23 protein-coding genes are annotated in these 25,437 nt (G+C 43.9%); 9 read left to right on the top strand and 14 right to left on the bottom strand.

The features are described 5' to 3' along the window. Positions 1 to 179: 179 nt before the first annotated feature. Entirely contained in the window at positions 180 to 1,541 is a 1,362-nt protein-coding gene (locus WB308_RS09890) for a TIGR00341 family protein (protein ID WP_424191086.1), read from the bottom strand. Between the two features lie 212 nt (positions 1,542 to 1,753). On the opposite strand from WB308_RS09890, the gene WB308_RS09885 reads away from it, so the two are divergent. Both WB308_RS09885 and WB308_RS09880 read left to right on the top strand, forming a co-directional pair. Next, complete coding sequence (locus WB308_RS09885; RefSeq protein ID WP_424191085.1) at positions 1,754 to 3,247, top strand: SulP family inorganic anion transporter; 1,494 nt, start codon at positions 1,754 to 1,756, stop codon at positions 3,245 to 3,247. Positions 3,248 to 3,312: 65 nt separating this feature from the next. Then, positions 3,313 to 5,832, top strand: a complete 2,520-nt coding sequence (locus WB308_RS09880; protein ID WP_424191084.1) for a cation-translocating P-type ATPase — start codon at positions 3,313 to 3,315, stop codon at positions 5,830 to 5,832. Positions 5,833 to 5,924: 92 nt separating this feature from the next. Here the strand turns inward: WB308_RS09880 and WB308_RS09875 are convergent, their stop codons facing one another. The 4 genes from WB308_RS09875 to WB308_RS09860 all read right to left on the bottom strand — a co-directional run bounded on the left by WB308_RS09875 (position 5,925) and on the right by WB308_RS09860 (position 10,485). Continuing rightward, positions 5,925 to 7,283: a sodium ion-translocating decarboxylase subunit beta gene (locus WB308_RS09875; RefSeq protein ID WP_424191083.1), complete on the bottom strand. Its 1,359-nt coding sequence runs from the start codon at positions 7,281 to 7,283 to the stop codon at positions 5,925 to 5,927. Then, positions 7,283 to 7,534 carry an OadG family protein gene (locus WB308_RS09870; RefSeq protein WP_424191082.1) on the bottom strand — a complete coding sequence of 84 codons (252 nt, stop codon included), beginning with the start codon at positions 7,532 to 7,534 and terminating at the stop codon, positions 7,283 to 7,285. Before WB308_RS09870 ends, WB308_RS09875 begins: the two co-directional genes overlap by 1 nt. A 75-nt stretch (positions 7,535 to 7,609) precedes the next feature. Next, entirely contained in the window at positions 7,610 to 8,938 is a 1,329-nt protein-coding gene (gene nhaD / locus WB308_RS09865; protein ID WP_424191081.1) for a sodium:proton antiporter NhaD, read from the bottom strand. A gap of 323 nt (positions 8,939 to 9,261) precedes the next feature. Then, on the bottom strand, positions 9,262 to 10,485 hold the full coding sequence (locus WB308_RS09860) for a fibronectin type III domain-containing protein (protein WP_424191080.1): 1,224 nt from the start codon (positions 10,483 to 10,485) through the stop codon (positions 9,262 to 9,264). Between the two features lie 338 nt (positions 10,486 to 10,823). Between WB308_RS09860 and WB308_RS09855 the strand changes: the two genes are divergently transcribed. Next, on the top strand, positions 10,824 to 11,198 hold the full coding sequence (locus tag WB308_RS09855; protein ID WP_424191079.1) for a YbgC/FadM family acyl-CoA thioesterase: 375 nt from the start codon (positions 10,824 to 10,826) through the stop codon (positions 11,196 to 11,198). Here the strand turns inward: WB308_RS09855 and WB308_RS09850 are convergent. From WB308_RS09850 to WB308_RS09825, 6 genes are all read right to left on the bottom strand, one after another. After that, positions 11,190 to 11,642 (bottom strand): ankyrin repeat domain-containing protein, encoded by a 453-nt coding sequence (locus WB308_RS09850; protein WP_424191078.1) that lies wholly within the window; start codon positions 11,640 to 11,642, stop codon positions 11,190 to 11,192. The genes WB308_RS09855 and WB308_RS09850 overlap by 9 nt on opposite strands. Before the next feature lie 2 nt (positions 11,643 to 11,644). Next, positions 11,645 to 12,151, bottom strand: a complete 507-nt coding sequence (locus WB308_RS09845) for a ferritin-like domain-containing protein (protein WP_424191077.1) — start codon at positions 12,149 to 12,151, stop codon at positions 11,645 to 11,647. A 59-nt stretch (positions 12,152 to 12,210) separates the two neighbouring features. Then, the gene (locus tag WB308_RS09840) at positions 12,211 to 12,876 is read right to left on the bottom strand and encodes a Crp/Fnr family transcriptional regulator (protein WP_424191076.1); all 666 of its coding nucleotides are present in this window, start codon (positions 12,874 to 12,876) and stop codon (positions 12,211 to 12,213) included. Then, the gene (locus tag WB308_RS09835) at positions 12,854 to 13,918 is read right to left on the bottom strand and encodes a hypothetical protein (protein WP_424191075.1); all 1,065 of its coding nucleotides are present in this window, start codon (positions 13,916 to 13,918) and stop codon (positions 12,854 to 12,856) included. Before WB308_RS09835 ends, WB308_RS09840 begins: the two co-directional genes overlap by 23 nt. Further along, the gene (locus WB308_RS09830) at positions 13,915 to 14,577 is read right to left on the bottom strand and encodes a uracil-DNA glycosylase (protein WP_424191074.1); all 663 of its coding nucleotides are present in this window, start codon (positions 14,575 to 14,577) and stop codon (positions 13,915 to 13,917) included. The genes WB308_RS09835 and WB308_RS09830 overlap by 4 nt, the downstream gene beginning before the upstream one ends. Before the next feature lie 69 nt (positions 14,578 to 14,646). Next, positions 14,647 to 16,290, bottom strand: coding sequence for a putative bifunctional diguanylate cyclase/phosphodiesterase (locus WB308_RS09825; protein WP_424191073.1), 1,644 nt, complete (start codon positions 16,288 to 16,290; stop codon positions 14,647 to 14,649). 202 nt (positions 16,291 to 16,492) lie between these two features. Here WB308_RS09825 and WB308_RS09820 point away from each other — a divergent pair, with 202 nt between their 5' ends. Further along, the gene (locus WB308_RS09820; protein ID WP_424191072.1) at positions 16,493 to 17,284 is read left to right on the top strand and encodes an HDOD domain-containing protein; all 792 of its coding nucleotides are present in this window, start codon (positions 16,493 to 16,495) and stop codon (positions 17,282 to 17,284) included. Between the two features lie 66 nt (positions 17,285 to 17,350). Here the strand turns inward: WB308_RS09820 and WB308_RS09815 are convergent, their stop codons facing one another. Continuing rightward, a complete protein-coding gene (locus WB308_RS09815; RefSeq protein WP_424191071.1) occupies positions 17,351 to 17,770 on the bottom strand; it encodes a class II SORL domain-containing protein in 420 nt (139 codons plus the stop codon). A 276-nt stretch (positions 17,771 to 18,046) separates the two neighbouring features. Here WB308_RS09815 and glyS point away from each other — a divergent pair, with 276 nt between their 5' ends. Both glyS and WB308_RS09805 read left to right on the top strand, forming a co-directional pair. Further along, positions 18,047 to 20,083, top strand: coding sequence for a glycine--tRNA ligase subunit beta (gene glyS / locus WB308_RS09810; protein WP_424191070.1), 2,037 nt, complete (start codon positions 18,047 to 18,049; stop codon positions 20,081 to 20,083). Beyond that, positions 20,055 to 21,197 carry an NAD(P)/FAD-dependent oxidoreductase gene (locus tag WB308_RS09805; protein WP_424191069.1) on the top strand — a complete coding sequence of 381 codons (1,143 nt, stop codon included), beginning with the start codon at positions 20,055 to 20,057 and terminating at the stop codon, positions 21,195 to 21,197. Before glyS ends, WB308_RS09805 begins: the two co-directional genes overlap by 29 nt. Here the strand turns inward: WB308_RS09805 and WB308_RS09800 are convergent. Next, entirely contained in the window at positions 21,188 to 21,652 is a 465-nt protein-coding gene (locus WB308_RS09800) for a hypothetical protein (RefSeq protein ID WP_424191068.1), read from the bottom strand. The two genes, WB308_RS09805 and WB308_RS09800, sit on opposite strands and share 10 nt — an antisense overlap. A 2-nt stretch (positions 21,653 to 21,654) precedes the next feature. Further along, positions 21,655 to 22,449, bottom strand: a complete 795-nt coding sequence (locus WB308_RS09795; RefSeq protein ID WP_424191067.1) for a C40 family peptidase — start codon at positions 22,447 to 22,449, stop codon at positions 21,655 to 21,657. 127 nt (positions 22,450 to 22,576) lie between these two features. Here WB308_RS09795 and hemH point away from each other — a divergent pair, with 127 nt between their 5' ends. From hemH to WB308_RS09780, 3 genes are read left to right on the top strand one after another with little or no spacing between them, the layout of a single operon-like run. After that, positions 22,577 to 23,524 (top strand): ferrochelatase, encoded by a 948-nt coding sequence (hemH, locus tag WB308_RS09790; protein ID WP_424191066.1) that lies wholly within the window; start codon positions 22,577 to 22,579, stop codon positions 23,522 to 23,524. Continuing rightward, positions 23,521 to 24,177 (top strand): HAD family hydrolase, encoded by a 657-nt coding sequence (locus tag WB308_RS09785; RefSeq protein ID WP_424191065.1) that lies wholly within the window; start codon positions 23,521 to 23,523, stop codon positions 24,175 to 24,177. The genes hemH and WB308_RS09785 overlap by 4 nt, the downstream gene beginning before the upstream one ends. Further along, positions 24,174 to 25,406 (top strand): hypothetical protein, encoded by a 1,233-nt coding sequence (locus WB308_RS09780; RefSeq protein ID WP_424191064.1) that lies wholly within the window; start codon positions 24,174 to 24,176, stop codon positions 25,404 to 25,406. The genes WB308_RS09785 and WB308_RS09780 overlap by 4 nt, the downstream gene beginning before the upstream one ends. Positions 25,407 to 25,437 lie beyond the last annotated feature (31 nt).

The raw sequence follows: 25,437 nt of genomic DNA, 5'->3' as shown, positions 1-25,437 counted from the left end.
TGAAGCAAAAAACTTTGTTTTTGATTGGGGAGAGGACGAAAGACAAACCACTCTTTTTCTGCTAAAAAGTGATTCGTATTTAAGGAGTTTACAAATGAAAAAATTTAATGTTTGGCTGCTAACATCAAACTGAACACCGATTGTATTAATATTTAGTAAACAGATGGAAAACGTTTTGTTTAAAAAAAGAGTTCTACCTGATTGTTTTGAGTCCGTATTTTGAGCCACTTTTCAATCATTTCCCGCTCGTTTTGCGTCAATTTTCCTTTGGTTTCAATGTTAAGAATCAGACGTTTTGTACTCATATTCTGATCCGTTACGTTCGGAAGATAGGTTTCGGAAAGGAGACATTTGGTTATTTTTGGAAATAACGTCTGAAGCTCATCGGGAATGGCTTTGTGAAGTTCTCTATGGATAGAGGTTGCTTGGATTTGATCTTTTAATTGTGAAATTTCTTTTTCTTTCAATTCAAGTTTGAGTTGAGCATTTTTATACAAATCCGTCACAATATCCGCTTTTAGGGTGGATATATCGACATCGTCACGTTCGCCGTTTTGATACACTTTTAGCTGAGCATTCATTAATCCGGCATTGGACATGCGGACGCTGATATTATTGAGTGTATCTTCAGAGATATGCTCTCCGATTAAAAAGACTTTGATTTCATACGTTTTTGGATTGATTTTTACCTGAGCAACGTTAGTTTTGGCGAAATTAAGATTATCGTTCACAAAGGCTGACGCTTTGGATTTGAATACTTCTTCGCCCACTAGTTGATAGGCCAGATAAGAACTGGGAAGCATCGTTGCGATAGCGACTGCGATGATATAGCGCTGCGCACGTTTTGCGACAGCGGGATCAACGTATTTTTTCTCTGCAATATGAAAAGCACGAACGATGACAAACGACGATAGGGCAATAAATACAAAATTGATGGTATAGAGATAAAATGCACCGAAAAAATAGTTCCAATGCCCTGTAGCGAGACCGAATCCTGCGGTACATAAGGGAGGCATGAGTGCTGTTGCGATTGCAACCCCTGGGATAACATTGGTTTTTTCTTTTCGTGTGACGGCGAGAATTCCGGCTAATCCGCCGAAAAGCCCTATTAGTACATCCCATACGGTAGGCGTTGTCCGTGATAATAATTCGGATTGAGCCGTATCGAGAGGCGAGACAAAAAAATAAAGGGTGGAAGTGAGAAGCCCGATTAAGGTGGCAATAGCTAAATTTTTAAATGCACGGCGCAGTAAAGCGAAGTCGTTAATACCTGCTCCATACCCGATCCCTATAATAGGCCCCATAAGCGGAGAGATCAACATCGCACCTATGATGACGGCCGTAGAGTTTACATTTAAACCGATGGATGCGATAAAAATGGCAAACATCAAAATCCAGAGATTCGATCCTTTCATATGGATGTCGCCACGAATCCGTTCATCAATCACATCATCATCTGCTTTATCTTCTGCTATATGGAGACGATCCCTTAGTACCTCTTTGAGGCGAAGCCAAACACGATGCTCTTCAAGATTGGTCATAATGAATAATCCTTTATTTGATATTTTATTATAACCAAACGAAAGCTAATGGGTATATAAGTCCTTTTTCAGTAAAATTTTCTCACTTACCGTAAAAACTTTCTTTTACCTGCCGCACTTTCCGAAATCCTTTTTTCGTATTAAAAGCACTTTGCTTCGTGTCACTTTGAGCGGTAATTGCATGGTACACAAAAACATTACAAGGAGCTTGTATGCTGATTTTATCCCCTAAACAAGAGTGGTTCGGGAACATTCGAGGTGATATCCTCGCCGGAATTGTTGTTGCTCTCGCCCTCATCCCTGAATCGATCGCCTTTTCGATCATCGCGGGGGTTGATCCGAAGGTGGGATTGTATGCCTCGTTTTGTATTGCGGCGGTGATCGCGTTTGTCGGCGGACGTGCGGGGATGATCTCAGCGGCTACGGGTTCGATGGCGCTTCTTATGGTGACACTGGTTAAAGATCATGGTTTGCAATACCTTCTCGCCGCTACTCTTTTGACAGGGGTATTACAAGTACTGGCAGGGTATTTGAGACTCGGCGTTCTGATGAGTTTCGTCTCCCGCACCGTCGTGATCGGATTTGTGAATGCACTGGCGATTTTGATCTTTATGGCGCAACTTCCCGAACTCACCAATGTCACGTGGCACGTCTATGCCCTGACGGCGGCAGGCCTTGGGATCATCTATCTCTTTCCGTACGTTCCCAAGCTCGGTTCCTTGATCCCCTCACCGCTCGTGACGATTGTCGTCCTTACCGCAGTCGTGACGGCTATGGGGATCGATGTACGTACCGTCGGGGATATGGGACAACTTCCCGATACGCTTCCTATCTTTTTGTGGCCTGAAGTACCTTTCAATTTTGAGACGCTGGCGATTATATTTCCTTACTCGGCCGCATTGGCGGCAGTGGGGCTGTTGGAGTCGTTTATGACGGCAACAATCGTCGATGATATGACCGATACCGACAGCGATAAAAACCGTGAAGCCAAAGGGCAGGGGATCGCCAACATCGCCAGTGGATGTATGGGGGGGATGGCCGGATGTGCGATGATCGGTCAATCGGTCATCAATATCAAATCAGGAGGACGAGGGCGATTATCCACACTGATAGCAGGGGTATTGCTCCTCATTATGGTCGTTTTTATGTCGGAGTTGATCTCCATCATCCCGATGGCGGCACTGGTTGCGGTCATGATCATGGTTTCGATCGGGACGTTTAACTGGGCTTCGATCAAAGGGTTGAAAACATTACCCCTCTCGACCAATATTGTCATGCTCTCAACCGTTTTTGTAGTGGTAGGAACCCATAACCTCGCATGGGGTGTTTTTATGGGAGTTTTGCTTGCTTCACTCTTCTTTGCCAACAAAATTAGTCATTTGATGTATTGGGATAAATCATACGAAGAGTCAAGCGATACCCGCATCTATAAATTTGTAGGGCAAATCTTTTTTAATTCTGCCGATCGTTTTGCCGACGCGTTTGATTACAAAGAAGAGGTGAAAAACGTCGTGATCGATGTAACCCGTGCCCATTTTTGGGATATATCGGCGGTTCATGCTCTCGATAAAGCGGTGATAAAATTGCGTAAAATGGGCAAAGAGGTCGAGGTTGTAGGGCAGAATGAAGCGACGAAAACCATCATCGACCGTTTCGGTATCCACGATAAGCCCGCAGAAATCGAAAAAATGATGGGCGGGCATTAAACAAAATTTCTTTTTGTTGATTAATACCTGCTAGAATAGGTTGAGTCCAAGAAAAAGAGATAAAAATGCTCCTCCCTCAATCCCCATGGTCTCAAAAGAGTGAAGATGTACTGATAGAACTGCAAAGCGGCCCGGATGGCTTGGATATGGTGAGTGTTCAAAAGCGGTATGACGCGTTCGGTCCCAACGCCCTGCGCGAAGAGGAACACTCAAAAATAGCGATTTTTTTAAACCAATTTACCAGTCCTATCGTCCTTATTTTGATTGCAGCAGCGATTATCAGCATGATAATGGGACATACCAAAGATACGATTATTATCGGTGCCATTCTCTTCATGAATGCTATGCTAGGGTTTTACCAAGAGTTCAAAGCAGAAACCTCTATTCGATCGCTTCAAAAACTCACGGAGAGTCATTCACACGTTTTACGCAACGGTATAGAAAGACTTCTTCCTTCGCGAGAACTCGTTCCGGGCGATATCGTCATAATGGGGGAGGGGGATATCATCCCAGCCGATATCCGTTTACTGAAATCATTTGCTTTACAGGTAGATGAAGCGATATTGACGGGAGAATCACTGGCGTGCGGTAAAGCAGCAGATACGGTTTTAGATGAATCTGCTTTACTGTATGAACAGAGCAACTGCGTATTTTCCGGAACATCAGTGATACGGGGAAAAGGGATTGGTGTCATCTTTTCGACGGGTGAATCAACGGTTATGGCTCGCATAGCGCAAGCGGCCCGGAAAGATTCTCCACACACTCCCCTCACACGCGCTATGCGCCGTCTATCGAGACTCTTATTAGGAACCGTCGTCACCATCCTTTTTGTTCTGGGGATCATTTCGCTTATTCAGGGACGCAGTATCGAAGAGACGATTATGATTATACTCGCACAACTTGTCTCTGCCGTTCCGGAAGGATTGCCGATCGTTATCACGGTTATTTTGGCGATCGGAGCCTATCGTCTTAGCCGCCATAAAATTTTAGTACGACATCTCCCTTCTGTCGAATCATTAGGCAGTGCAACCCTCATCGCAGCCGATAAAACGGGAACCATTACCGAGGGGGTATTATCGGTAAAAGAGCCGTTTGCTTTGCAAATGAGTGAACTGCGTCGATGCGCGGCATTGTGTAATGATGCACGCAACCATCAAGGAGATAGCGTCGATGTCGCTTTGGCCCGATGGCTTGGGGATGATTTTGAAATCATTGGTAGTCTTTTTGAACGTGTTTTTGATCACCCTTTTGATCCGGTATCACGAATGATGGCGACGGTAAATAGAATGGATGGATTGGAAATACTGTACGTCAAGGGAGCCTATGAAGCTCTTTTATCCCATAGCGATAATTCCCCTGATGAGCTTGATATGTTAAGTGATGTACACGACCGGATGGCTTTGCAGGGATTGCGGGTATTGGCGTTTGGGCAGAGCGATAGCGGATGGGAAGACCCTTATCGATGGAAGATTAGGATAACAGGTCTTATCGGATTTGCAGACAAAGCCAAAGAAGGGGTAAAAGAGGCGATTGAGCTTGCTAAAATGGCGGGGATACGGCTTATCATGATTACCGGAGACAATCCGATCACTGCAAGCGTTATCGCCAAAGAGGTCGGTATAATGAAAGATAACACACCGATTCTTATGGGAAAAGAGATTGATACGCTGGATGATAACGCTCTGCTGGAATCGTTACAACATACTTCTGTCGTTGCCCGTGCTATGCCTGAGCATAAATACCGAATCGTCCAAATTTTGCAAAAAAGCGGTGAAATCGTTGCGGTTACCGGCGATGGTGTTAATGATGTTCCGGCACTCAAAGCAGCGGATTTGGGAATCGCAATGGGAAGCGGAAGCGAAGCGGCTAAATCGACTGCAAAAATGGTCATTGTCGATAATAATCTCGGTGTAATTATCAATGCGATCCGCCAGGGGCGTATCATTGCCGATAATCTGCGAAAAGTCATTTTTTATCTCCTCTCGACGAGTTTTGCTGAAATCATTATTATCACCTGCGCCATTGTCATGGCCTTGCCTCTTCCCCTTCATCCGACCCAAATTCTATGGATAAATATTGTCACGGACGGTGTTTGTGATAAAACTTTTGCCGTGTGTAAAGAAGAGAGCGATGTAATGCGCCGTTCTGTCCGTCATTTGGATCGGCAGTTTTTTGATCCGATCATGGTATATCGGATCCTTTGGTTTGCCCTAGCCACGGCAAGTATGGTACTGGGGCTGTTTTTGTATTTGCTATCTCATAACTATTCTTATGAGATAGCGATGACCGCCGCATTTACCACTCTTGTAGCCGCCCAATGGATCAATGCGATCCTATCGCAAAAAGAATCAGAACCTTTTTTCAAAAACATTCGAACCAGTTTCACTATCAATCCGTGGATATGGGTAGGGGTGGCCGCAGGGATCGGATTGCAAACGATTGCACTTTATATACTGCCGGAATGGTTTCACGTTATACCGCCAACAGCGGAAATTTTAGGATATGTTCTGATCGCATCTTTGGGTATTTTACTAATGGCAGAAGGCTATAAATGGATCGAATATCGATTCTATAGTGTTCACTAATTTTATGAATAATTCTTGATTGTTTTTGAGGTTTATTATGTGTTTGGAGGATAAAAGTTTACCGAGCCGTGTTTAACTCGGTAAATAAGATATTATTTAAAAAGGGCGATCATAACGCCTGCCGCAACAGCAGAACCGATTACACCGGCCACGTTTGGCCCCATTGCATGCATCAGCAGCATGTTGGATGGATCTGATTTCATTCCCTCTTTTTGCGATACACGTGCTGCCATCGGAACGGCGGAAACACCGGCAGAGCCGATTAGCGGATTGATTTTTTCATCACTGAAAATATTCATGAGTTTTGCCATCAAAACTCCTGCAGCAGTACCGACTGAGAATGCCAACAAACCAAGACCTAAAATAGCCAACGTATCGACAACCAAAAATTGATCTGCCGCCAATTTTGATCCGACGGCAAGTCCAAGGAAAATCGTAACGATATTGATCAATGCGTGCTGCATCGTATCGCTCAAACGATCGACGACACCGGTTTCTTTAAAGAAGTTACCTAGGGCAAATGCACCGACCAACGGAGCCGCATCCGGAAGGATGAAAATAATAAGCATTAGTACAAGAATCGGGAAAAGGAGCTTTTCGAGTTTTGTAACATGACGCAACGTACGCATACGGATTTTTCGCTCTTCAGGAGTTGTCAATGCACGCATAATCGGCGGTTGGATAATCGGAACCAAAGCCATGTACGAATACGAGGCAACGGCGATCGCACCTAAAAGCTCAGGAGCAAGTGTCGATGCGATAAAGATCGATGTCGGACCATCCGCTCCACCGATAATACTGATAGCGGCAGATTGCTGCAACGTAAAATCAAAAATGGTTGTGTATTGGCTAAGGGCATACGCACCGACCAATGTTCCGAAAATACCAAATTGTGCAGCACCCCCTAAAAGGGCAAGGCGCGGGTTGGCAAGCAATGGACCAAAATCGGTCATCGCCCCAACGCCCATAAATATCAAGAGCGGAAAAAGACCGTTGGCGATCCCCATATGATAGATGATCCCCAAGAAACCGTCCGGTCCCGCCATGTTTGCAATCGGGACATTGGCGAGCAATCCGCCAAATGCGATAGGAAGTAATAATAGAGGTTCAAACCCTTTGGCAATCGCCAGATAAAAGAGGATAAAAGTAACTCCAAACATAATCAAACGTCCCCATGTTTGGTGGAAATCGGACATTGGTTCGCCATGAGAGGTTAAAACCCCTTTTTGTGGCTCGATAAGAGCGCTGATCCCTGTCGTATGATAGAAATTGACCATCATGGCGTTAAAACTCATCGGTTGATAGTTCTCTTCACGATAGGTCGATTTTTGCGGTGTATCGGTTTTAGTCGTTACCGGCGTTGAAATATCAACAGCAACAACGGGTTCTGAAGCCGTACTCAAACACGAGAACATCAACATTATTAAAAGGGCAAACAATAATTTTTTCATTATATTTTTCCTTCTTGCTCTAATTGATGATGATGCTGTAATGCTCCCAAAATAGCGGCTATTTTAGCATTCTCATTTGTTTTTTGTACCGGAGCTTTTGGTGCAGATACCGGCGCATGTACTTTAGGTGCCTCCGGAAAATATCGCAGAATCAGTTTGGACATCAGCTTTGTCATGTAAATCATGATGGTTAGAAATAGATACACCGTACCCATTCCCAAAAGCATGATTTTTATACTTTCTAAAAACACACAAGTTCCTTTGTATTAATTTATCTTATTGTAACCGAATTTTTATTTGAGTCTGTATAGGCGAGTCTCTCTAGCTTAATACCATCCCAAAACCGTAAACTGAACATACCATACCGCGAGTGATGCGAGGTATCCCACGAGTACCGTCCATGAGAGTTTCATGTGGGAAGCAAAGGTATATATACCGTGCATTTTCCCCATGACACCAACCCCTGCCGCACTTCCGAAACTGATCAGTGACCCCCCGATACCGGCGGTCATGGTTACCAGCATCCATTGTGCGTGATCAATAGAGGGATTGGCTTTTAAGACGGCGGACATAACGGGAACATTATCGACGATTGCAGAGAGGAATCCCACTCCGATATTGACGATGGTTGGATCAAATGCCTCATAAAGTTTTGCCGCATAGGTGAGGAAACCTGTAAAATGAAGTGCACCGACTGCCGCCAAAATACCGAAGAAAAAGAGGAGTGTATTGTTCTCAATTTTACTCATGGCCTCGAAAATACTGACATCGATGTTGTGTCTTTGTTTGAGAAAGTACATATAGAGCTGCAAGATTGCCAAGCCAAACAGCATCCCCCACATTGGAGGCAAATGAAGAACCTGTTTCCCTGCAACCGCGAGAGCAATGGTAAGCGCTCCGAATGCGATAATGACTTTTCCCCCCTTTAGAATTTCAATTTTTTTCGCCTCCTCCGGATCACCCTCTTTGTTCGGATCAAGATCGGGAACATAACGGCTGAGGAAATAAGCGGTTATTAGCCAACCCGTGAAAGCTGCAGGGAAGAGATAGAGAAAATCGACAAAAGCCCCTTTTTCCGCTGCCCATACCATCAAAGTCGTGATATCTCCAAACGGGCTCCACGCACCGCCGGCATTGGCGGCAACCACAACGTTGATGGCACTCGGAACCAAAAATTCTTTCGTTTTGTTATCAATCGTCAATAACACCGTTGAGAGAATCAAAGCGGTTGTGAGGTTATCGGCTACCGGTGAGATAAAAAAGGCCAAGGCCCCGGTAATCCAGAAAAGTTCACGATAGCTGTACCCCTTGGCAATGAGTTTAGACCTCAGGGCACTGAATACACCGCGTTCGATTAACGCTTCAATATAGGTCATCGCGACAAACAAGAAAAAGAAAATTTCGGCAATTTCCAAAATCAGATGATCAACTTCATGTTCAAAGGGGGTCAAATCGGCTCCCACACCGACATAATAAAGCCCGATAAGGACAAACATAAACGTTCCGGTAAACAAGGCCGGTTTCGCTTTATCGATATGGTATTTCTCTTCGGCCGCAATAAAATAGTATCCCACTATGAAAATAGCAAGTAACAGCCATCCGAAAGGATGGCCTACAAAATTGATTGCCGCTGATTCTGCAACGGGTAGGGTCATGATTGGATTCCTTTAGATAGCTATAAAAGCAATAGCGGCTTTTGTTGAAACGGTACCGTTTCTTAGTGTTAAGTGTATCGTAGCTTACATGATTGATGGTTGAGAGAAGGTAATCTTTTCTAAAATAATTTAAAAATGATCAATTTTTAATTTCCGAACTTAGGGGTTCTTTATAGCATAGTGAATGAGGATTTTTCCGTTTTTGGATCGCTGATTGTCGTAAATGAAAAAGGGGAGATATTACGCCGCTTCTTCCACTCTGTAGAGCAGGCGGGAGCGTGAATTCTACTCTCCTGCTGATTGTTCCCCCGAAAGGGATGCTGTTATTTGATGTCGATATCGATGTGGGCCGACGTATCAGAATCGAGCACGCCGTTTGTGGCCGTCTTGATAAAGGTGTTATTTGAAGTGCCTACCGGCGATGTGCTATCCAGCGAGAACGTAATACGCCACTTCCCTTTTTTCGCATAAGTGATATTAGTATCCTGGAGGTTCCAGACGAAACCGTACGTAAAGTTGCCGGCCACATTGATCTCAGCCGCGAAAAAGCCCGGGCCGTCGCCTGTCCAAAGGGGTTGGTCGTACAGCGGAGCTTCTAGTTCAGTACCGTTATCATCCACTTTCTGGATTTTCAAGTGGGCATTGGTAGCAAAGACGAATGAGGTATTGTTTTCATAAGTAGTTTTGTCTGTTCCGTATATCTCATTCTCATTGGTGCCGTAGAGGGAAACCATCTTATACGATGTCATCGGCGTACTCAGGGCTTCGGAGAGCACCATCTCGATTCTGATGACGGAATTATCGGTCAGGTTCTGGCTGATTAGGTTGTCGCCCCATTTTGCCGTAACATTGTGCTCCGTATCCTTCCCGTTTTTCCATTCTCCCTGCCATGTGCTGCTTGTCTTCTGTTTGTAATAGGTTACGCCGCCGAGCACAAATGTCGTGAACTCATTGAAATTGGGAAATACCGCTAATGTTTCCGTGCTGAACGGGCGAAGCCCGGTATTGTAGTCGATGGCGGAAAGGTTGTTTTCCGTCCAGGATTTGTTCACGTCAAGAAGGAGCCCCGTGATACCGTAACCGTCGGCAAAGATCAGCGCTGCGGCAAAGTTGTTTCCGAAAGGAGGGGTCGCTACTACAACCGATGGGGTCTCCCCGCCGGCGTTCTTGGCGGCTACGACCCAGTAGGTAGTAGTTACGTTATCATCCACCTTGGTACTCTCGATGTACTCAAAGCTTGTTGCCGATAAGGAGGTGAGATGGTTTTTCGGTTGAAAGACTGGATTTTCCGCTGTAGGTTCTGTTGTGCTACGATAGATCTCGTAGGAGATCGGCGCACCGCCTGTTATTGGTGCATCCCAGGTCAGCGTAAAGGTCAGCAAACCCGAAGCTTTTGAATCATCAATTGCAAAATTCTGCGGTGCTCCCGGAGCCTCGACACCGCCATCGCCACCATCGCAGCCCTTAATTATAATAATGAACAAAACCAAAAATAACGCGGCCACCATTGAGACAAATTTCTTACTTCGCAATTGAATTGCTTTCATCTGTAACCCCTTGTGTATTACTATCTATTGACATGCTATCTTTATAAAGATAAATTGATAATAAAGTATTTTATTTAGTTATCATTTGTGAAAAGCAAATCTCGACGACATGAAGCTTGATAAGCTCAGTATTAAAACAGAAGAGTAAAAAAGTAAGTAATGTGGTTCTAAAAGAAGAAGAGATAAAATGAATAAAATAGCTACCTCTTTAGTAATGCTTTCTTCTATTTTTTGTACAATGACACAATAATACAATCAAAATAACTTTAAGTTTTAAAATATTTAGTGATCATTTTAATCTTTAGAGCTTGGAAATACCGAAAATATGGGAGTTTAGCATGAAGATAAGGGTCTATTACGAAGATACCGATGTCGGCGGGGTCGTCTATCACTCCAACTATCTTAACTTTTGTGAGCGGGCGAGAAGCCAGCTTTTTTTTGATGCAGGACGTTCTCCGATTTTAGAAGGGGGGCATTTTGTAGCCAAACATATCGAAGCCGATTATCTGAAAAGTGCTAAATTCGGCGAGTTGTTAGAGGTTAAAACCCATCTGGTAAAGATCAAGAATGCTTCGTTTACACTTTTACAGCAGATTTTTCGAGACGATGAGAAAGTGTTTGAGATGACGATTGATCTGGTTTATCTTGATTTTGAGGGTAATATGTCAAAAATCCCCTCTTCGGAAAAAGCTTTTTTATCCGACTTACAGTAGCGGTTTTAGTTTCGGAGCCGCTTTTTCGATGGCTCTAGCAATCTCCTGATTTCCCTGCATTACCGCAATATCGAGCGGCGTCATCCCCTCTTTGCTCATGCTTTGTCCCGACGCTCCCTTTTCGAGGAGATACAGTGCAATAGACGTATGCCCTTTCCATGCAGCGAGATGCAGAGGGGTTGCTCCTCCTGCATCCTGGGCATTGACATCGGCACCTTTTGCAATGAGATGTTTTACCGCTTCGCTATTTCCGACCCAGCAGGCATACATCAAAATCGTTTTGTTATTGTCTGCCCGGGCAGCATTCGCATCTTGAAGGGTTTGGACATGCGATTGAAACGTTGCGGTGTCATTGCGATCGAGTAAACCGACCAAATCAAATATATCCGCCCCTTCCACCGCTCCGACGGTGAGGAAAAGAGCAAAAAAAATATTTTTTATCATAATTATTTTTTAAACTCCTGGATAAACTCTTCAATATCATCAAACAATGCTTGAAGATCTTCTTCGTGTTCTACTTCATCCGCCAAAATTTGAGAGACGAGATCATAGGTAATGATATCTTTGTCGCGCGTGATATCGAGGATATTGGAATAGACGCCGATGGCGCATTGCTCTCCCTTGATCGCTTGCTCCAACACTTTGCGGACATCGGGCTCGCTCGGAGCATCATAACCGCAGTTGCAATTGGTCAGCCACTCTGCCGGATGAAGCGCAGGAATCCCCCCCAGCTGAATGATACGGTCACATACCATCGTCGCATGTCGGAGTTCATCGGCAGCATGCTGGGTGAGTTCTACAATCGCGGCATCTTTCATCAGCCCTTTAACGACTTTGGCTTCAATGAAATATTGATAGTAGGCGAGCCATTCATCGCAGTACGCTTTATTGAGCAGTTCGTAAACCGTTTGCGCTTCGATTCCCCGAAGCAGTGAAATACCTCTTTTACCCATTGCCCACTCCTTATTCTAGATAGATAAACTCTATCACTGGTTCTCTTAAAGGAAAATTATCATCCGCAGTAACGATTCAGTTCTTCCGGAAGTAAAAGGTTCACCTCATTCGTTTTCGAGATGGAGATAACCCCCTCGGATTTTAGTTTTTTAATCATTCGAGAGAGGGTTTCAGGAGTGATGCCGATTAACCGCGCAATATCGATCCCCTTGAGGCGTTGAAACGTATTTCGGTCCTCTCGGATTAAACGTGCCACTTTGGCTATAGCATTAGGTGCGCTATAGCGCTTCAGCGAGAGTTCGAGCGTTGATATTTTCTGGGTCAGAGAAGAGATGATGGCAATGCTCAATGAGGGGTCATTTTGCAAAAGTTTTAAAAACGGTTCACTGGATATTTTAAGAATAATGGAGGATTGGAGTGATTCGCACGATGCGGGGTAGGGGATGTGTTTGAGAGTCGCTGCTTCGGCAATCAACGAAGGGGACCGGAAACGATGGATTAGAATGGTTTCCGTGGAGGCCGTGGTTTTAAAAATAGAGACTTCCCCCTCGATGAGAAAATGAAAGTAACGGCTTTCATCCCCCTCATAAAAGACGATCTCCCCTTCATTGTAGTGTCGGATAATCCCGATCTGCTCAATTTGCGTCCGCTGTTGCGGGGTTAAATGGCTAAATATCCCGAATGTATCGAGTGAATGTGCTTTAACGGGAGGTGAGGGGTTCAAAACCAAATTCTTTCGCACGCAGCAGTTCAACAGGATAAATCACCTGCGAATTAATGAGACGCATGGAATATTCTCTGGGATCACCGCTGAGCTCAGAGACAAGATAATCGATACCGACACTGGTAGCGTATTGAATCCAATCTACAGTGATATCATTATTCATAAGGGCATTGGTTTCATAAATTGCCGAGGGAAATTCGATCAGAGAATTGGCAAGGATCATATTTTTGCGATCTTGATACTGGGTTAGCGTCAGAAGGGTGGGGTCGATATTGATCTGTGTTGAGAGGATATTACGCTCTTTAACCCCTGTAAAAGTCATATGAGCTGTTAAAACGGCACTTTTGACGACGGGAATATGGAGTATGACACTGCTTTTGGCAAATACGGAGGGCTTAGAGAGATGAGAGATGATGTTGTCACCTTTTAAATCTACCGGGTAGCTTGCCACTTTTTTCTTGATACCTTTATGGGTTAAAAACACCTCTTCGGTGATTGATTTCAGCTGAGTACCGACACTGGAGTTGTCATAAAAAATCGCGATCGAATCACTCATATAAGGGAGAAGGGCTTCGATTTGTGCAACATAATCGATCCCGCCGAAAGCGATGTTATCGGGTGCAGAGGGGATATCCCGTTTATGCACGGTAGGGATAAAAACCGGGATACGGGTATCCAGAGCGGTGAAGTTTTTAGCTCCTGCAGCGGTGAGCGGGGCCAGTATCCCATCCATCCCATCATGACGCACCTCGTCCAGAACCTGAGAGAGAGCATCGGTAGATTCATCAGGCATATCGTAGCGTTTTATCTCATATTGGTCGTTCAGACGGCTCATGAGGGTGGCCATTGAGACATTATAGACCGATTGTGTGTATTTACCGATCACTTTGGGGGAAGAAATTACGGCTATTTTGATGGTTGCAGGGAGACGATCGTTTTGCACCGAAGGTATCGGATCCGAAGATTTTCGGATGGTAATAGTTTGGGCATGGATAAATAGAAAAAAAAGCGGGAGAATAAAGAGGATTCGTAAAAATTTCATGATAATTGTCCCCGAATGGTGTGTAAATCACGCATTGTCTCTTTTTTGAGAGAAGGGTTTCGGACGAGATAGAGAGGATGATACATGGGGATTAAAAGAGCATCCCCGAAAGGGATGATCTCTCCTCGTACACGCTCAAAATCTCCCATATCACCGCTGAGAACTTGGTACGCATCAGGACCGAGTGTGACAATAACTCGGGGTTTGATCAGTGAAATTTGCTTGGATAAAAACGGTGTACAACTGCTGTATTCGCTGGAAGAGGGGCTTTGAAATCCAAAAGGTTTGCATTTTACGGCATGGGTAAAATAAGTCTCTTCGACACGCATATGCAATACTTTTTCGATCATATCGCGCAGCATCACTCCCGATCTTCCGACATAATATTCGGATGCTTCATCTTCGGCAGCAGAAACATAGCCATCCACAAACATCAACGAGGCGCGGGGATTTCCATAACCGCTCATGCTCTGGCGTCGTGATTTGCTCAGGTCGCACAAGTAACACTGAGCAATACTTTCTTCCAATGTGCTTAATGAATCCGGCAAACTTTTTGATGTACTTTGGACATTCGGCGTAATGGGATCGATATAGGTATGCCCGAGCGCTTTTAAACGGTAAAGATTTTCGAGTAAAGCAAGATTTTGAAAAGAGTCCACGGTTTCCACTTCTATGAATTTAAAAAGAGTATAAAGAAGAAGCGGTTAAAAGGAGATAAAGGAGCGTTACTAGGAGAAAAGTATCTCTTCGGGTTTACCGGTATAGTATCCTTGCGAATAGTCAACGCCAAGCTCTTTTACCGCATCATGAATGGGCTCAGAACTCACAAATTCGGCTATCGTTTTAGCACCGATTTTATGGGCAAAATTGACGATAGTTTCAACCACGATGTGGTGTCTTGGATTATCGGTAATCCCTTGGATGATGGAACCGTCGATTTTAATATAATCGACATTTAATTTTAGAATGTTTTCAAAATTCGAATACCCTGTTCCAAAATCGTCAATGGCAATTTTGGCACCCAGAGCTTTTGCGGTTGCAATAAACTGGACTACTTCATCGTAGTTTTCGATCCCCTCGGATTCCAGAATTTCAAATACCACTCGTGAAGCGGTACCCGTTTTTTTAATCGTATGGATGATCTCTTTGACGATATGAGGGTCACGCAGATCACTGTCCGAGAGGTTAATCGAAAAATCTTCACTACGGGATGAAAATAAAGAGCATGCTTGATTGATGACTTCAGCCGTAATTTGAGGATAAAGTTTTGTCTTTTTTGCGATTGATAGAAAGTGTGCAGGTGATATTATATTTCCATCATTGTCTACCATACGAACCAATGTTTCGTATTTTTCTATTTGTCCGGATATGAGGTTAACAATAGGCTGATAATGACAAATAATCCGTTTCTTTGCCAATGCCGTACGAATAGAATCACTCATTCTCATATTGGAAAGATAAGTTTCTTCTATGTTCTCATCCTCAGCATACAAAGCGATTGAGCGTTTATGTTTTTTGGCTCGGTTTAAAGCAATATCGGCACGTGTTAACAATTTATTGTGACCGAACGCAGCACCGACTGACATACGGATAGTGACTCTCTCATGGTTGACACAAAACACGTTCTCTTCCAGCAAGGACATTAATGCCGAAATCCGGTTATGCAGATCATTCCAGGTGAAATTGTCGTACAATAAAATCGCGAATTCGTCTCCGCTTATACGATACGGAAAAAAATTCATCTTGCAAAACCATTCTCCCACTTGATGAAGAATAGTGTCTCCGATTTCAATTCCATAAAAATCATTGATCTCTTTAAAATCGTCGATATTAAAAATAACGCAGACAGAGGGATTTCTTTTATCCATGTCGGCAACTATTTTTTGTCGATTCGGCAACCCCGTCAGTTGATCGTAGTAGGCAAGTTTGAATGATTTTTCTTGACTCTCCCGTAACGCCGTTAAATCGGTAAAGATCGCGAGGTAATTTTGGATTTTGTGATTCTCATCCATGATTGCGCTGATACTGACCCACGCCGGAAAGATAGCACCGTTCTTGCGCTTATTCCAAATTTCACTGCTCCAATGTTTTTCTTTTACTAAAGTATTCCACATTTGAGTGTAAAAAGAGGTGTCATATTTTCCGGATGAGAGGAAATTGGTATTTTTCCCGATAACATCCTTTTTTTCATAGCCGAATGTTTTTAAAAAGGCCTTATTGACTTTCACAATATTGTTGTAGCGATCGGTTACAATCATACTGTCCGAAGCATGTTCCATCGCCATGGCAAGGATTTCAAATTCTCGCCGATTTTCATAAATGTTTGCTTCATCCAATGTTTTAAATGATAGACAACTGGATTTTTTGTCCACACATAGCCTTTAAATAATTCATAAATAATTTGTTAGCACGAGTATATTATTTTATAACTTTAGTAATAATTTTTTTATCTTCAAATAAAACCGCTGTTTTTTTTAATTTACCGCATTAAATGAAAGTTAAAATGCAGAATTGAAAATTCTCTAAAATTCATGATAGAATCTGCTACAAACATTAAATAGTGAAGGGTTGTATGTGGATAACACTATACTCTATTCGATAGAATCATTTCCACCGTTGCCCGAATCCATCAAGAAAATCAATTCACTTTGCAGTGTTGCAGAGGTTGATTTAAAATCGATTATTCAAGTCATTGAGTCGGATCCTATCCTCTATACCAATATTTTACGCTCCTCAAATACTCCGTATCATGGATTTCGCTATCCCATTACGTCAATCTCACAAGCAATTGCACTTTTCGGTATCGCGGCGATTCGCGGGATGTCTCTTACGGCTGCGTTAAAGGCGCATCCTTATACGGATGTCTCAGCGTATGGCATGAGTATTCATGAGTGGTTTAGTGTGATGCTGCAACAGCAACGTTTCCTGGATATCTGGCTCGGAAAACAACATCGTTCAATCCTGCAGTCGCTAGGGGGGCTTACCTTTATTCTCGAAATAGGGCGCTTGGTTGCTTCCTACGCGTTAATGTTTCAGAAACATTCGTATTGCTTTACGGAGCATGAACCGGACAAACTGAGTTTTGAAGAAATAAATATACTGGGAGCTTCCGGTGATGAGCTGGCAAGCAAACTGTTCAAATTTTGGAATTTTGACTCTTTATTTGTCGATTCACTCTCCCATTCGCTGAACCCGGATGATGGACTTGAGCCTAAAAGCTGTGCGGCACTAAAATGTGCAAGGACCCTCTTTACACTTAGAGAGGTAAAACCGTTTGAAAAGATCACCCCTATTTTAGAGGAGTATGATTTTGCGGTCAATGATGCAAGAATTGCGTATGAGATGTTGCTCAATGTAAATGAGTAAACAGAGAATATAACTAAAGAGAGGCAAAAGAGATAGAAACTTGACCTCTAAAGGTCAAGAAAAGGGTTACGAACAGTGTCCGCCGCCGCAGCAAGAGCTAGCTTCTGCAACTTCAACTTCTACCGGAGTTGATTCCCAAACACCGTGTTTTGTGCAGTATCCATGAGCAACAAGGGTCAATTTTTTACCCATAGGGACGATGTTGAACGTTACTTCTGCATGATTTTTTTCATTTCCGAGAGTTCCTGGAACGAAATCAGCGCGTGCAAGTAATGTCTCTCCATTGTAAAGGGCGATATTCGCAATAAAGTGATCGAAATCGTCCGGATGAGAATATTCGTTCCCCATTTTTACGGTAACGGCAAATTTTTCACCTTTTTTAGCGCTTGCTTCACAGTGGATAAACGGTGAGTGACGATCGATATAATCTTTTTTCGCTTCACGGTCTACGGTACTGATATCTACGTAACGATTGATTGTTGGCATGTGAGGTTCCTTTTTATTGTTGATGTAATACACTTTTTGGGCAAAGCCCACAAAGTGGCAGGGACAAATGTCCCTACAACCCCCTAAAGCTTTCCGCATCTTTCGAATACGGAAGAAAACTTTTTCAGGTTGAGTAAGACATTGTACAACTCCAAACTTTTAATCATGCCTAAATCAGATACTTTATCTCTGAATTAATTTTTTCCAAAGCAACAGCGATTTTTAACCATCAAAGGGGTAAAATCGGGCTTTAAATATGATTATGGATAAGTGAATATGTTAAAACCTCTTTTGATTGAAATCGGTGTCGAAGAACTTCCGGCTGTTCCACTCCTTAAAGAACTAAGTGAGATCGAGAAAAAATGGGTAGCTGTTTTGGAAAAAAACGCCCTTGCAGGTGAATTTGAATTTTACTATACACCGCGCCGTTTGGTACTGTGGCACCGCGAATTTAAAACACGTCAAGACGACCGTATCGAGGAATTTTACGGTGCTCCGGTAGAGATCGCGATCAAAGATGGATCTGCGACTCCTGCCGCACTCGGATTTGCGAAAAAATGCGGCGTCGAGTTCGACCAGCTCACCCGTGCTGAAAAAGGGGGAAAAGAGGTTCTCTATTTCAGCCGCACCGTAGAAGGACGAGCCAGCAATGAAATTTTGGGCGAAATGATCGATCAATGGATCAAAAGTCTCAATTTCGGTAAATCGATGCGCTGGGGCTCTTCACACGAGAGCTTTATCCGTCCGATTCGCTGGGTAAACGTTACCTTGGGTGAAGATCTTGTCGATATGGAACTCTTCGGTGTCCGTTCATCCGCTGAAACTTATGTTCACCGAATCAGCCACTTCGAAGCAAAAAAAGTAGACTCTATCCATCACTATTTCGATCTACTCAAAGAGGGTTCCGTAGACCTTTATCCCCAAAGCCGCCGCGAATCGATTTTGGCTAATTTCGCTGCACTCGAATCCAAACACGGGATTAAAATCGAAATCGACCAAGATTTGCTCGATGAAGTTGTCGCCATTACTGAGCACCCGACACCGCTTTTGGGAAGTTTTGACGAGAGCTTCCTTGAACTCCCTCCCGAAGTCATCATCACCTCGATGAAAGAGCATCAGCGATACTTCCCTGTCTTTAAAGAGGGTAAACTCATTAACGCGTTCGTCGTCGTCTCCAACGCTCTAACCAATGATTTCAGCCATGTTATCGAGGGGAATCAGCGTGTTCTCCGTCCACGCCTCTCCGATGCACTTTTTTTCTATCGCAATGACCTGAAAAAAGGTTTGAGTACAGCAGGATTGGAGAAAGTCGTTTTTATGAACGGTTTGGGGACGTTGGCGGAGAAAATTCAACGCGAAAAAGTGGTCGCATCGACCATTGCCAACTTAATATATGATAATATTAATCCTGATCATTTAGAGCGGGCAATGGAGTTGGCAAAAGCCGATTTGATGTCCGAGATGGTCTATGAATTTACCGAGCTTCAGGGGCTTATGGGGTATTACTACGCCCTTGCTCTGGGGGAATCTGCCGAAATCGCCACGGCGATCAAAGAGCAATATCTCCCTACGGGGGAAGAGAGTGCACTACCATCCACAATCCTCAGCGCAATCGTCGCCATGTCGATGAAACTCGATACCCTGATCGGTATGTTCAGTATCGGTGAGATCCCGACGGGTTCACGCGATCCGTTCGCCCTTCGCCGCGCTGTCAACGGGATCATCAAAATCGCCGTAGCGCACCAAATTCCGTTGAACTTTTCAACCTTGATTGATCAGCTTGCTTCTTTGTATCCACAAGGAAAAGAGTACAAAAAGAACGTTGAGACGTTTATTATTGAGCGTCTTGCCGGAGCGTATGTCGGTGTTAATCCCTCTATCATCCAAGCTGTCGTGGCGAAAGATGCCCATGTAGAACTCGACGTTCTCGACATCGACCGAAAAATCCGCGCCGTCTCATCCATTGCGACATCGGATTCATTCGTCGAAGCGTTCTCCACCTTTAAACGGGTCAGCAACATCCTCAAAGACGAAGCGATGGACAAAGGTTTCAGCGTTAACGAAGCGTTGTTTGAAAACGATGCGGAGCGTCATCTATACTCTGCCGCAACCTCTGCAATCTCCGCAAACTATGAAACCCTAGAAGAGCGTTTGGATGCACTCTTCGCCCTCAAAGCTCCGTTGGACAACTTCTTCGACAATGTTATGGTTAATGCCGAAGATTTGAGCGTCCGTGCTAACCGTAAAGCGTTGGTTGGGATGATTTACGCCGAGATTTACTCAATTGCCGATATCAAAAACATCACCCTATGATGTCATCATCATTGGTGCAGGGATAAATGGCTGTTGTTGCGCCTATACTCTCGCACAAGCAGGTCTTAATGTCGCTCTAATCGATCAAGATGGTATCGCCTCAGGCGGGAGCGGTGCGGCGGGGGCGTTTATATCGCCCAAAATCTCCAAAGCGGGTACGCTCAAAGAGATCATGAGCGAAGCACACACCGAAGCACTCGAATTCTACACAACCAATTTCCCGAATTTTACCCTTGTCAAACCGCTCCTTCACGTTGCAAATACTCCGGAAGAGGGTGAAAAAGTTGAATCCTTCAAGCATGAAACTCATCTAAAACACTCGAATATTCCCCATAAGATACAAATACTCCTGAGTGATGAAGCGTTAAATTCACCTTCTATTTATTTTGACAAGGGTGCCGTCGTCGATGCGCAGGGTGTATGCAATGCCATGACGGAGGGGATCGATTTTTATCCGATCAAGGTAGAAAAGCTGATCCACAGCTATGGATCATGGCAAATCGGTGATTTGAACGCCAAACACCTTGTCCTTTCAATCGGAGCCTATCCGAAACTGCTTCCTATTGAGTATGTCGGTTTACGGGGTATTTGGGGACATCGGATTGATATTGAAACCGCTACGCATATCCCCTGCATTCTCCACCACCATGTCTCAATCTCTCCGACAACGAAAGAGGGGATAGTCGCTATCGGAGCAACCCATAACGTCCATTACTCCCCGTTTTCTGGGGAACTGTATGATGTGGAGCAGGGGAGATCCATTCTCCTTGAAAAAGCGTCAAAAACACTAAAATTAAATAATATTAATATCATCAACGACTATATGGGGTTGCGTTCAGGCTCAAATGACTATCTCCCGATGCTGGGGAGTCTGGTTAATGCCGTTTCTACGTTGGAAAAATATCCTCATCTACGGCACGGGCAGGTAGTCGATCCGCGTAAGTATGTCTATTATCCGAACCTAACGATGATAAACGGTTCCGGAGGGTATGGATTTGTACTCGCTCCCTACTTGGCAAAGCGATTAGGTGAATTTTTAACGGATGGAAAAGAGATGGACCCTATTTTATCGCCGTCGCGATTTTTCCCGAGATGGGCAAAGCGTCAGTCGTAAACGACCACTCCGTAGTTGTCATCAATACGATAAAAACGTGAATCGGCGGTGATAATCAGCTCGTCGAGGCGTGCCAAGTGAACATAGCTTTTTTTGCCGATTTTTATTCCGTTTTCGAGAAAAAAGCGCTTAAGATTGACGAATTTGATGTCATTTACGAATTTGTATTCGAACTGATTGTAGAGGCGCATTTTTTTGTAGCCAAAGATATGGCTATCGACCCCTAGCTGGGTTGCGGCGTATTGGGTCGGCAAATAACCGCTCAGATCGGTTAGATCCTCTTCGATATGGGCATATTTGCCAGGCAGGGTATTTTTTTCAAGAAAAACGTAACGGTTGAGTTTGATATGACGGGTATCATTCCAATACTGATAAGCAGGCGAAGAGATGTCGAGTTTGGTATAGACCTCTTTCCAAAGCCAATGTTTATCAAGTGTGGAATAAAAAGCAGACATACTTATTCATCATTGTTTAGGTTATTGAGTGCGAGACGTTTGGCATACATAAAGCGTTGCTTATAATACCCTTTATCAATCGAATCGTATTGAACTTTTTTATTGGCGTATGAGGCATGAATGATTTGACCTTCGCCGGCGTAAATAGCCACATGTGAGGGATCAGATTTGTAGGTGCGATAAAAGAGTAAATCGCCGATTTGAAGATCATTCGGATCAACATTTTCTCCCAATTGAGCTTGTTCTGCAGCACTACGGGGAAGGGCAATGCCGAATTGTCGATACACCTGTTGGGTAAAACCGGAACAATCGGTCCGTTCTCCGTCTCTGTTTCCAAATCCGTAAGGGGTTCCTAGAAAATCTTTAGCGCGTGAAAGGAGCTTCTCTTTTGCATTTTTGAAATTTTTAACGATCTTATGCGTATTATTTTTAGATTCGTTAGTGATGTTTGAAGTATCGGGGCAAGCTGCTTTTGAGGCGATGGGAGCCGGCTTCGTAACAACCAAAAAAGGATTGCTATCCTGACCGATCGTATCGGTATCCGCTTTCGTATTTTTTAAAACGGTTTCCGGGATTACTGCTGTTTTAATGGATGGTTCTGCCGGCGGGGTAGGTTTGGCAGCCGATAAAGAAGCATTGTGTTTAATAAAGGGGGTTTCATCGTTTTTAATCGTATCATTATTTTTTTTTAATTCGCGTTCATATTCTAGAAAGAGGGAAGGTTCCCGCCTCTGCGACTCTGCATGGACTGTAAGGGTCAGTAAAATCAGTGATAGCACTGTATGTTTAATCAACATCAAGCCTCCCATTTTTTCTGCGTAACAGTCATTATAAATGAAAAAGCTTTAGTTTTTTTTATAATCGACAATTTTGGCACGGCGTTATGGTACACTTTCTTCAAAAACGAATGGATAACACACATTTATGAAAGAAGCCATTGTACTGCTTAATATGGGCGGCCCCAACAATCTTAATGAAGTTGAGATGTTCCTGCACAATATGTTTAACGACCCGTATATCATTCGAACAAAAAGTACGCTTTTACGCCGATTTATCGCGGGAATGATCACCTTGACACGTACTGAAAAATCGCAAGAGATTTACCAAAAAATCGGCGGAAAATCACCGCTGGTTGAGCATACACGCAGTGTAGTAAAACGGTTGCAAGAAGTTGTAGGTGATGAGATCATTGTGGATTTTGTCATGCGTTATACCCCTCCGATGGCCAACGAAGTGTGTCGGCATTTAAAAGAACAGGGGGTAGAGAAAGTCTATCTTATCCCTCTGTATCCGCAATATTCGAGCACCACTACTCAATCCTCTCTCGATGATTTTGAAAAAACTGCACACGCTGTCGGATGGGACGTCATTACGGTAGAGATCAAACATTTCTTTGCCCATGAAACCTATAACCGGTGTCTCATCGAGCGGATCAAAGAGGCTTTGGGCGAGGATAAGGCTGATAGCTTTGAACTTATTTTTTCTGCCCACGGTCTGCCGCAGAAGATTGTTGATCAGGGGGATCCGTATCAGCGTCAGGTGATTGCCCATGTTGAATTGATCGAAACAATGATGAAAAAAAATGATCTTAATTTCAACGGGATTCATCTGGCCTATCAATCCAAAGTGGGGCCGATGAAATGGCTGGAACCCTCGTTGGATACGACGTTGCATGATCTGAAAAACAAACGAGTTATTATCGTTCCGATTGCTTTTACGATCGATAATTCCGAAACCGATTTCGAACTCTCTATTGAATATGCCGAAGTTGCACATGAACTGGGATATGCGGAGTATCGGGTGTGCCGTTGTCCGAATGATCATCTGTTGTTTATTCAAACGCTTCATGAGTTGTATCAAAAGATGAAATGAACCGTATGAAGAATATTGCGATATTCGATATGGATGGAACATTGATTGATTCGGGTTTGGATATTACCCTCTCGATCAATCATGTGCGTGCGAAGTGCTACGGTCTTCAACCCCTCAGCGTCCGTTCCGTCGTCGATGCAATCAATGCACCGGTCCGCAATCTGTCTGAGATTTTTTATGGAAAAACGCTGTATGAGGAGCGTGCTCGTGAACTTTTTGAAGAACATTATTACGATCAGTGCATTCAACATGTGATACCGTATGAAGGGATACGTGACGTTTTAAATCAGTTTCGTGAAAACGGGGTGGTCATGGGAGTGGCTACCAATGCTCCGAGTATTTTTGCCAAACGGATGCTCGGACATTTGGGCTTGGATTTACATTTCGACCTTATCATCGGCGCAGATGATGTTGATACCCCCAAACCTCATCCGCAAATGCTGTATCGCCATCTTGAACATCATGCTTACCGTTCGGGTATAGATAATGCTTGGATGATCGGTGACAATTCCAAAGACATGGAGGCCGCCTCACGAGCCGGTATTGCCAGTATCTTTGCCGGCTGGGGATTTAGTTCGAAAGGCGAGGGGGACCATTTTGCCTCTTCACCTCAATCTTTAATCGACATTATCTCTAAAAAGGAACCGTTATGATTAGTATCGATTTACTCCTCACCCTTATTATCATGTCACTTCTGTTTTTGCGTCATACCGCAGTCTACAAAGATTCGAACAAAATAAGCTATACCCCGGTTGTGTTAGCCTTGGGGGCCATCGGTGGATTGTTTCATTTTATCCTCAGCAGCGGAATGGATGCGGGTGTTCTAAAAGAGTCCCTTTTATCCCTGAGTATCGGGATCCTCCTCGCTGCCATCATGAGTGTGATGTCTCAGACGGTATCCGTTATCAATGCCAATGAGGATCGCACACGCATCAGTGGAATCAGTGATGAAGTTGCCACATTAGCTTCTTCCGTGACAACGCTAAAAGAGCGACTTGATCTTGTCGCCCAGTTGGAAAACTCGACGCACGATCAAATTCGTTATCTATTTAAAGAGGAACTCGATGCACTCAATAGCATCCAAGCGAACCAAAAACATTTTGTCTTAAAAATCGAATCCCTTTTGGCGCAACAGCAAAGTGCTATGGAAAAATTTGAAGAGTTTACCCTCACTGAGCTTCCAAGTTTGGACAATGTCGTACATCGCCATATCGATCTTCTGCGCGTTGCCGAACAAGACCACTTCAATCAGCTCAAAAATGTCGTCCGTGTCAGCTGTGACGAGCAAAAAGAGGTACATACACAGCTCAAAAACGTACATGACCTTCTGATCAAAATGAGTCATCAGCTCCCTGATCATACCATCGCGGTTGTGCAAAAAGAGCTTGATCGGATCATCCACGATTTTTCCCATCACATCCAGTTGCTCGGAGCAAAAAGCGAATCGATTGTTACATCATTGCTGGAAAATGATTCCTTATTACGAGGTTCGCGGGAACAAAGCGAACTCATCATGCAGCAGATGGTTCTCTCCTCCAAACAGATGAAGGAGATGACACTGCATTCGAAAGAGCTTTCGGAGTCCTTGAAACCGCTCTCCCGCCTTTTTGCCTCGGCTGAAACCTTACACGATGAATTTCAGAATGCGAAAGGGAGACTGAGCGAACTCATGATTACCCTTGAATCGTACGAACGCCAAGAATATCGTGCTATCCGCCAGACTTTAGAAGAGGTAGCGGCCGAAGCAACGGCACAAATGCAGCTCCTATCCCAAAGCCTCCAAAAACGAGAGGCGCTTCCCCTCATTGAAGCAAAAAACGTCCAGGAACTGGCCAGTAAAGTGAAACTCCAAAAGAGCTATTTGGGAGAACAGCCAGAATAAAGTTATAATGGCAAAAAAATAAGGTTTTTAG

The sequence above is a fragment of the Sulfuricurvum sp. genome (assembly GCF_049587615.1).
Classification (GTDB): Bacteria; Campylobacterota; Campylobacteria; order Campylobacterales; family Sulfurimonadaceae; genus Sulfuricurvum.
The sequence above is the reverse complement of the archived record's forward strand: the minus strand, read 5'-3'. Positions and strand labels throughout refer to the sequence as shown.

What these genes read in the sequence shown, in the direction of transcription:
- hemH (WP_424191066.1), top strand. Translation starts at nt 22,577, where the DNA reads ATGAAAGAAGCCATTGTACTGCTTAATATGGGCGGCCCCAACAATCTT.
- WB308_RS09880 (WP_424191084.1), top strand. Translation starts at nt 3,313, where the DNA reads ATGCTCCTCCCTCAATCCCCATGGTCTCAAAAGAGTGAAGATGTACTG.
- WB308_RS09835 (WP_424191075.1), bottom strand. Translation starts at nt 13,918, where the DNA reads ATGAAATTTTTACGAATCCTCTTTATTCTCCCGCTTTTTTTTCTATTT.
- WB308_RS09855 (WP_424191079.1), top strand. Translation starts at nt 10,824, where the DNA reads ATGAAGATAAGGGTCTATTACGAAGATACCGATGTCGGCGGGGTCGTC.
- WB308_RS09800 (WP_424191068.1), bottom strand. Translation starts at nt 21,652, where the DNA reads ATGTCTGCTTTTTATTCCACACTTGATAAACATTGGCTTTGGAAAGAG.
- WB308_RS09815 (WP_424191071.1), bottom strand. Translation starts at nt 17,770, where the DNA reads ATGCCAACAATCAATCGTTACGTAGATATCAGTACCGTAGACCGTGAA.
- nhaD (WP_424191081.1), bottom strand. Translation starts at nt 8,938, where the DNA reads ATGACCCTACCCGTTGCAGAATCAGCGGCAATCAATTTTGTAGGCCAT.
- glyS (WP_424191070.1), top strand. Translation starts at nt 18,047, where the DNA reads ATGTTAAAACCTCTTTTGATTGAAATCGGTGTCGAAGAACTTCCGGCT.
- WB308_RS09890 (WP_424191086.1), bottom strand. Translation starts at nt 1,541, where the DNA reads ATGACCAATCTTGAAGAGCATCGTGTTTGGCTTCGCCTCAAAGAGGTA.
- WB308_RS09795 (WP_424191067.1), bottom strand. Translation starts at nt 22,449, where the DNA reads ATGTTGATTAAACATACAGTGCTATCACTGATTTTACTGACCCTTACA.
- WB308_RS09875 (WP_424191083.1), bottom strand. Translation starts at nt 7,283, where the DNA reads ATGAAAAAATTATTGTTTGCCCTTTTAATAATGTTGATGTTCTCGTGT.
- WB308_RS09885 (WP_424191085.1), top strand. Translation starts at nt 1,754, where the DNA reads ATGCTGATTTTATCCCCTAAACAAGAGTGGTTCGGGAACATTCGAGGT.
- WB308_RS09850 (WP_424191078.1), bottom strand. Translation starts at nt 11,642, where the DNA reads ATGATAAAAAATATTTTTTTTGCTCTTTTCCTCACCGTCGGAGCGGTG.
- WB308_RS09860 (WP_424191080.1), bottom strand. Translation starts at nt 10,485, where the DNA reads ATGAAAGCAATTCAATTGCGAAGTAAGAAATTTGTCTCAATGGTGGCC.
- WB308_RS09785 (WP_424191065.1), top strand. Translation starts at nt 23,521, where the DNA reads ATGAACCGTATGAAGAATATTGCGATATTCGATATGGATGGAACATTG.
- WB308_RS09845 (WP_424191077.1), bottom strand. Translation starts at nt 12,151, where the DNA reads ATGGGTAAAAGAGGTATTTCACTGCTTCGGGGAATCGAAGCGCAAACG.
- WB308_RS09780 (WP_424191064.1), top strand. Translation starts at nt 24,174, where the DNA reads ATGATTAGTATCGATTTACTCCTCACCCTTATTATCATGTCACTTCTG.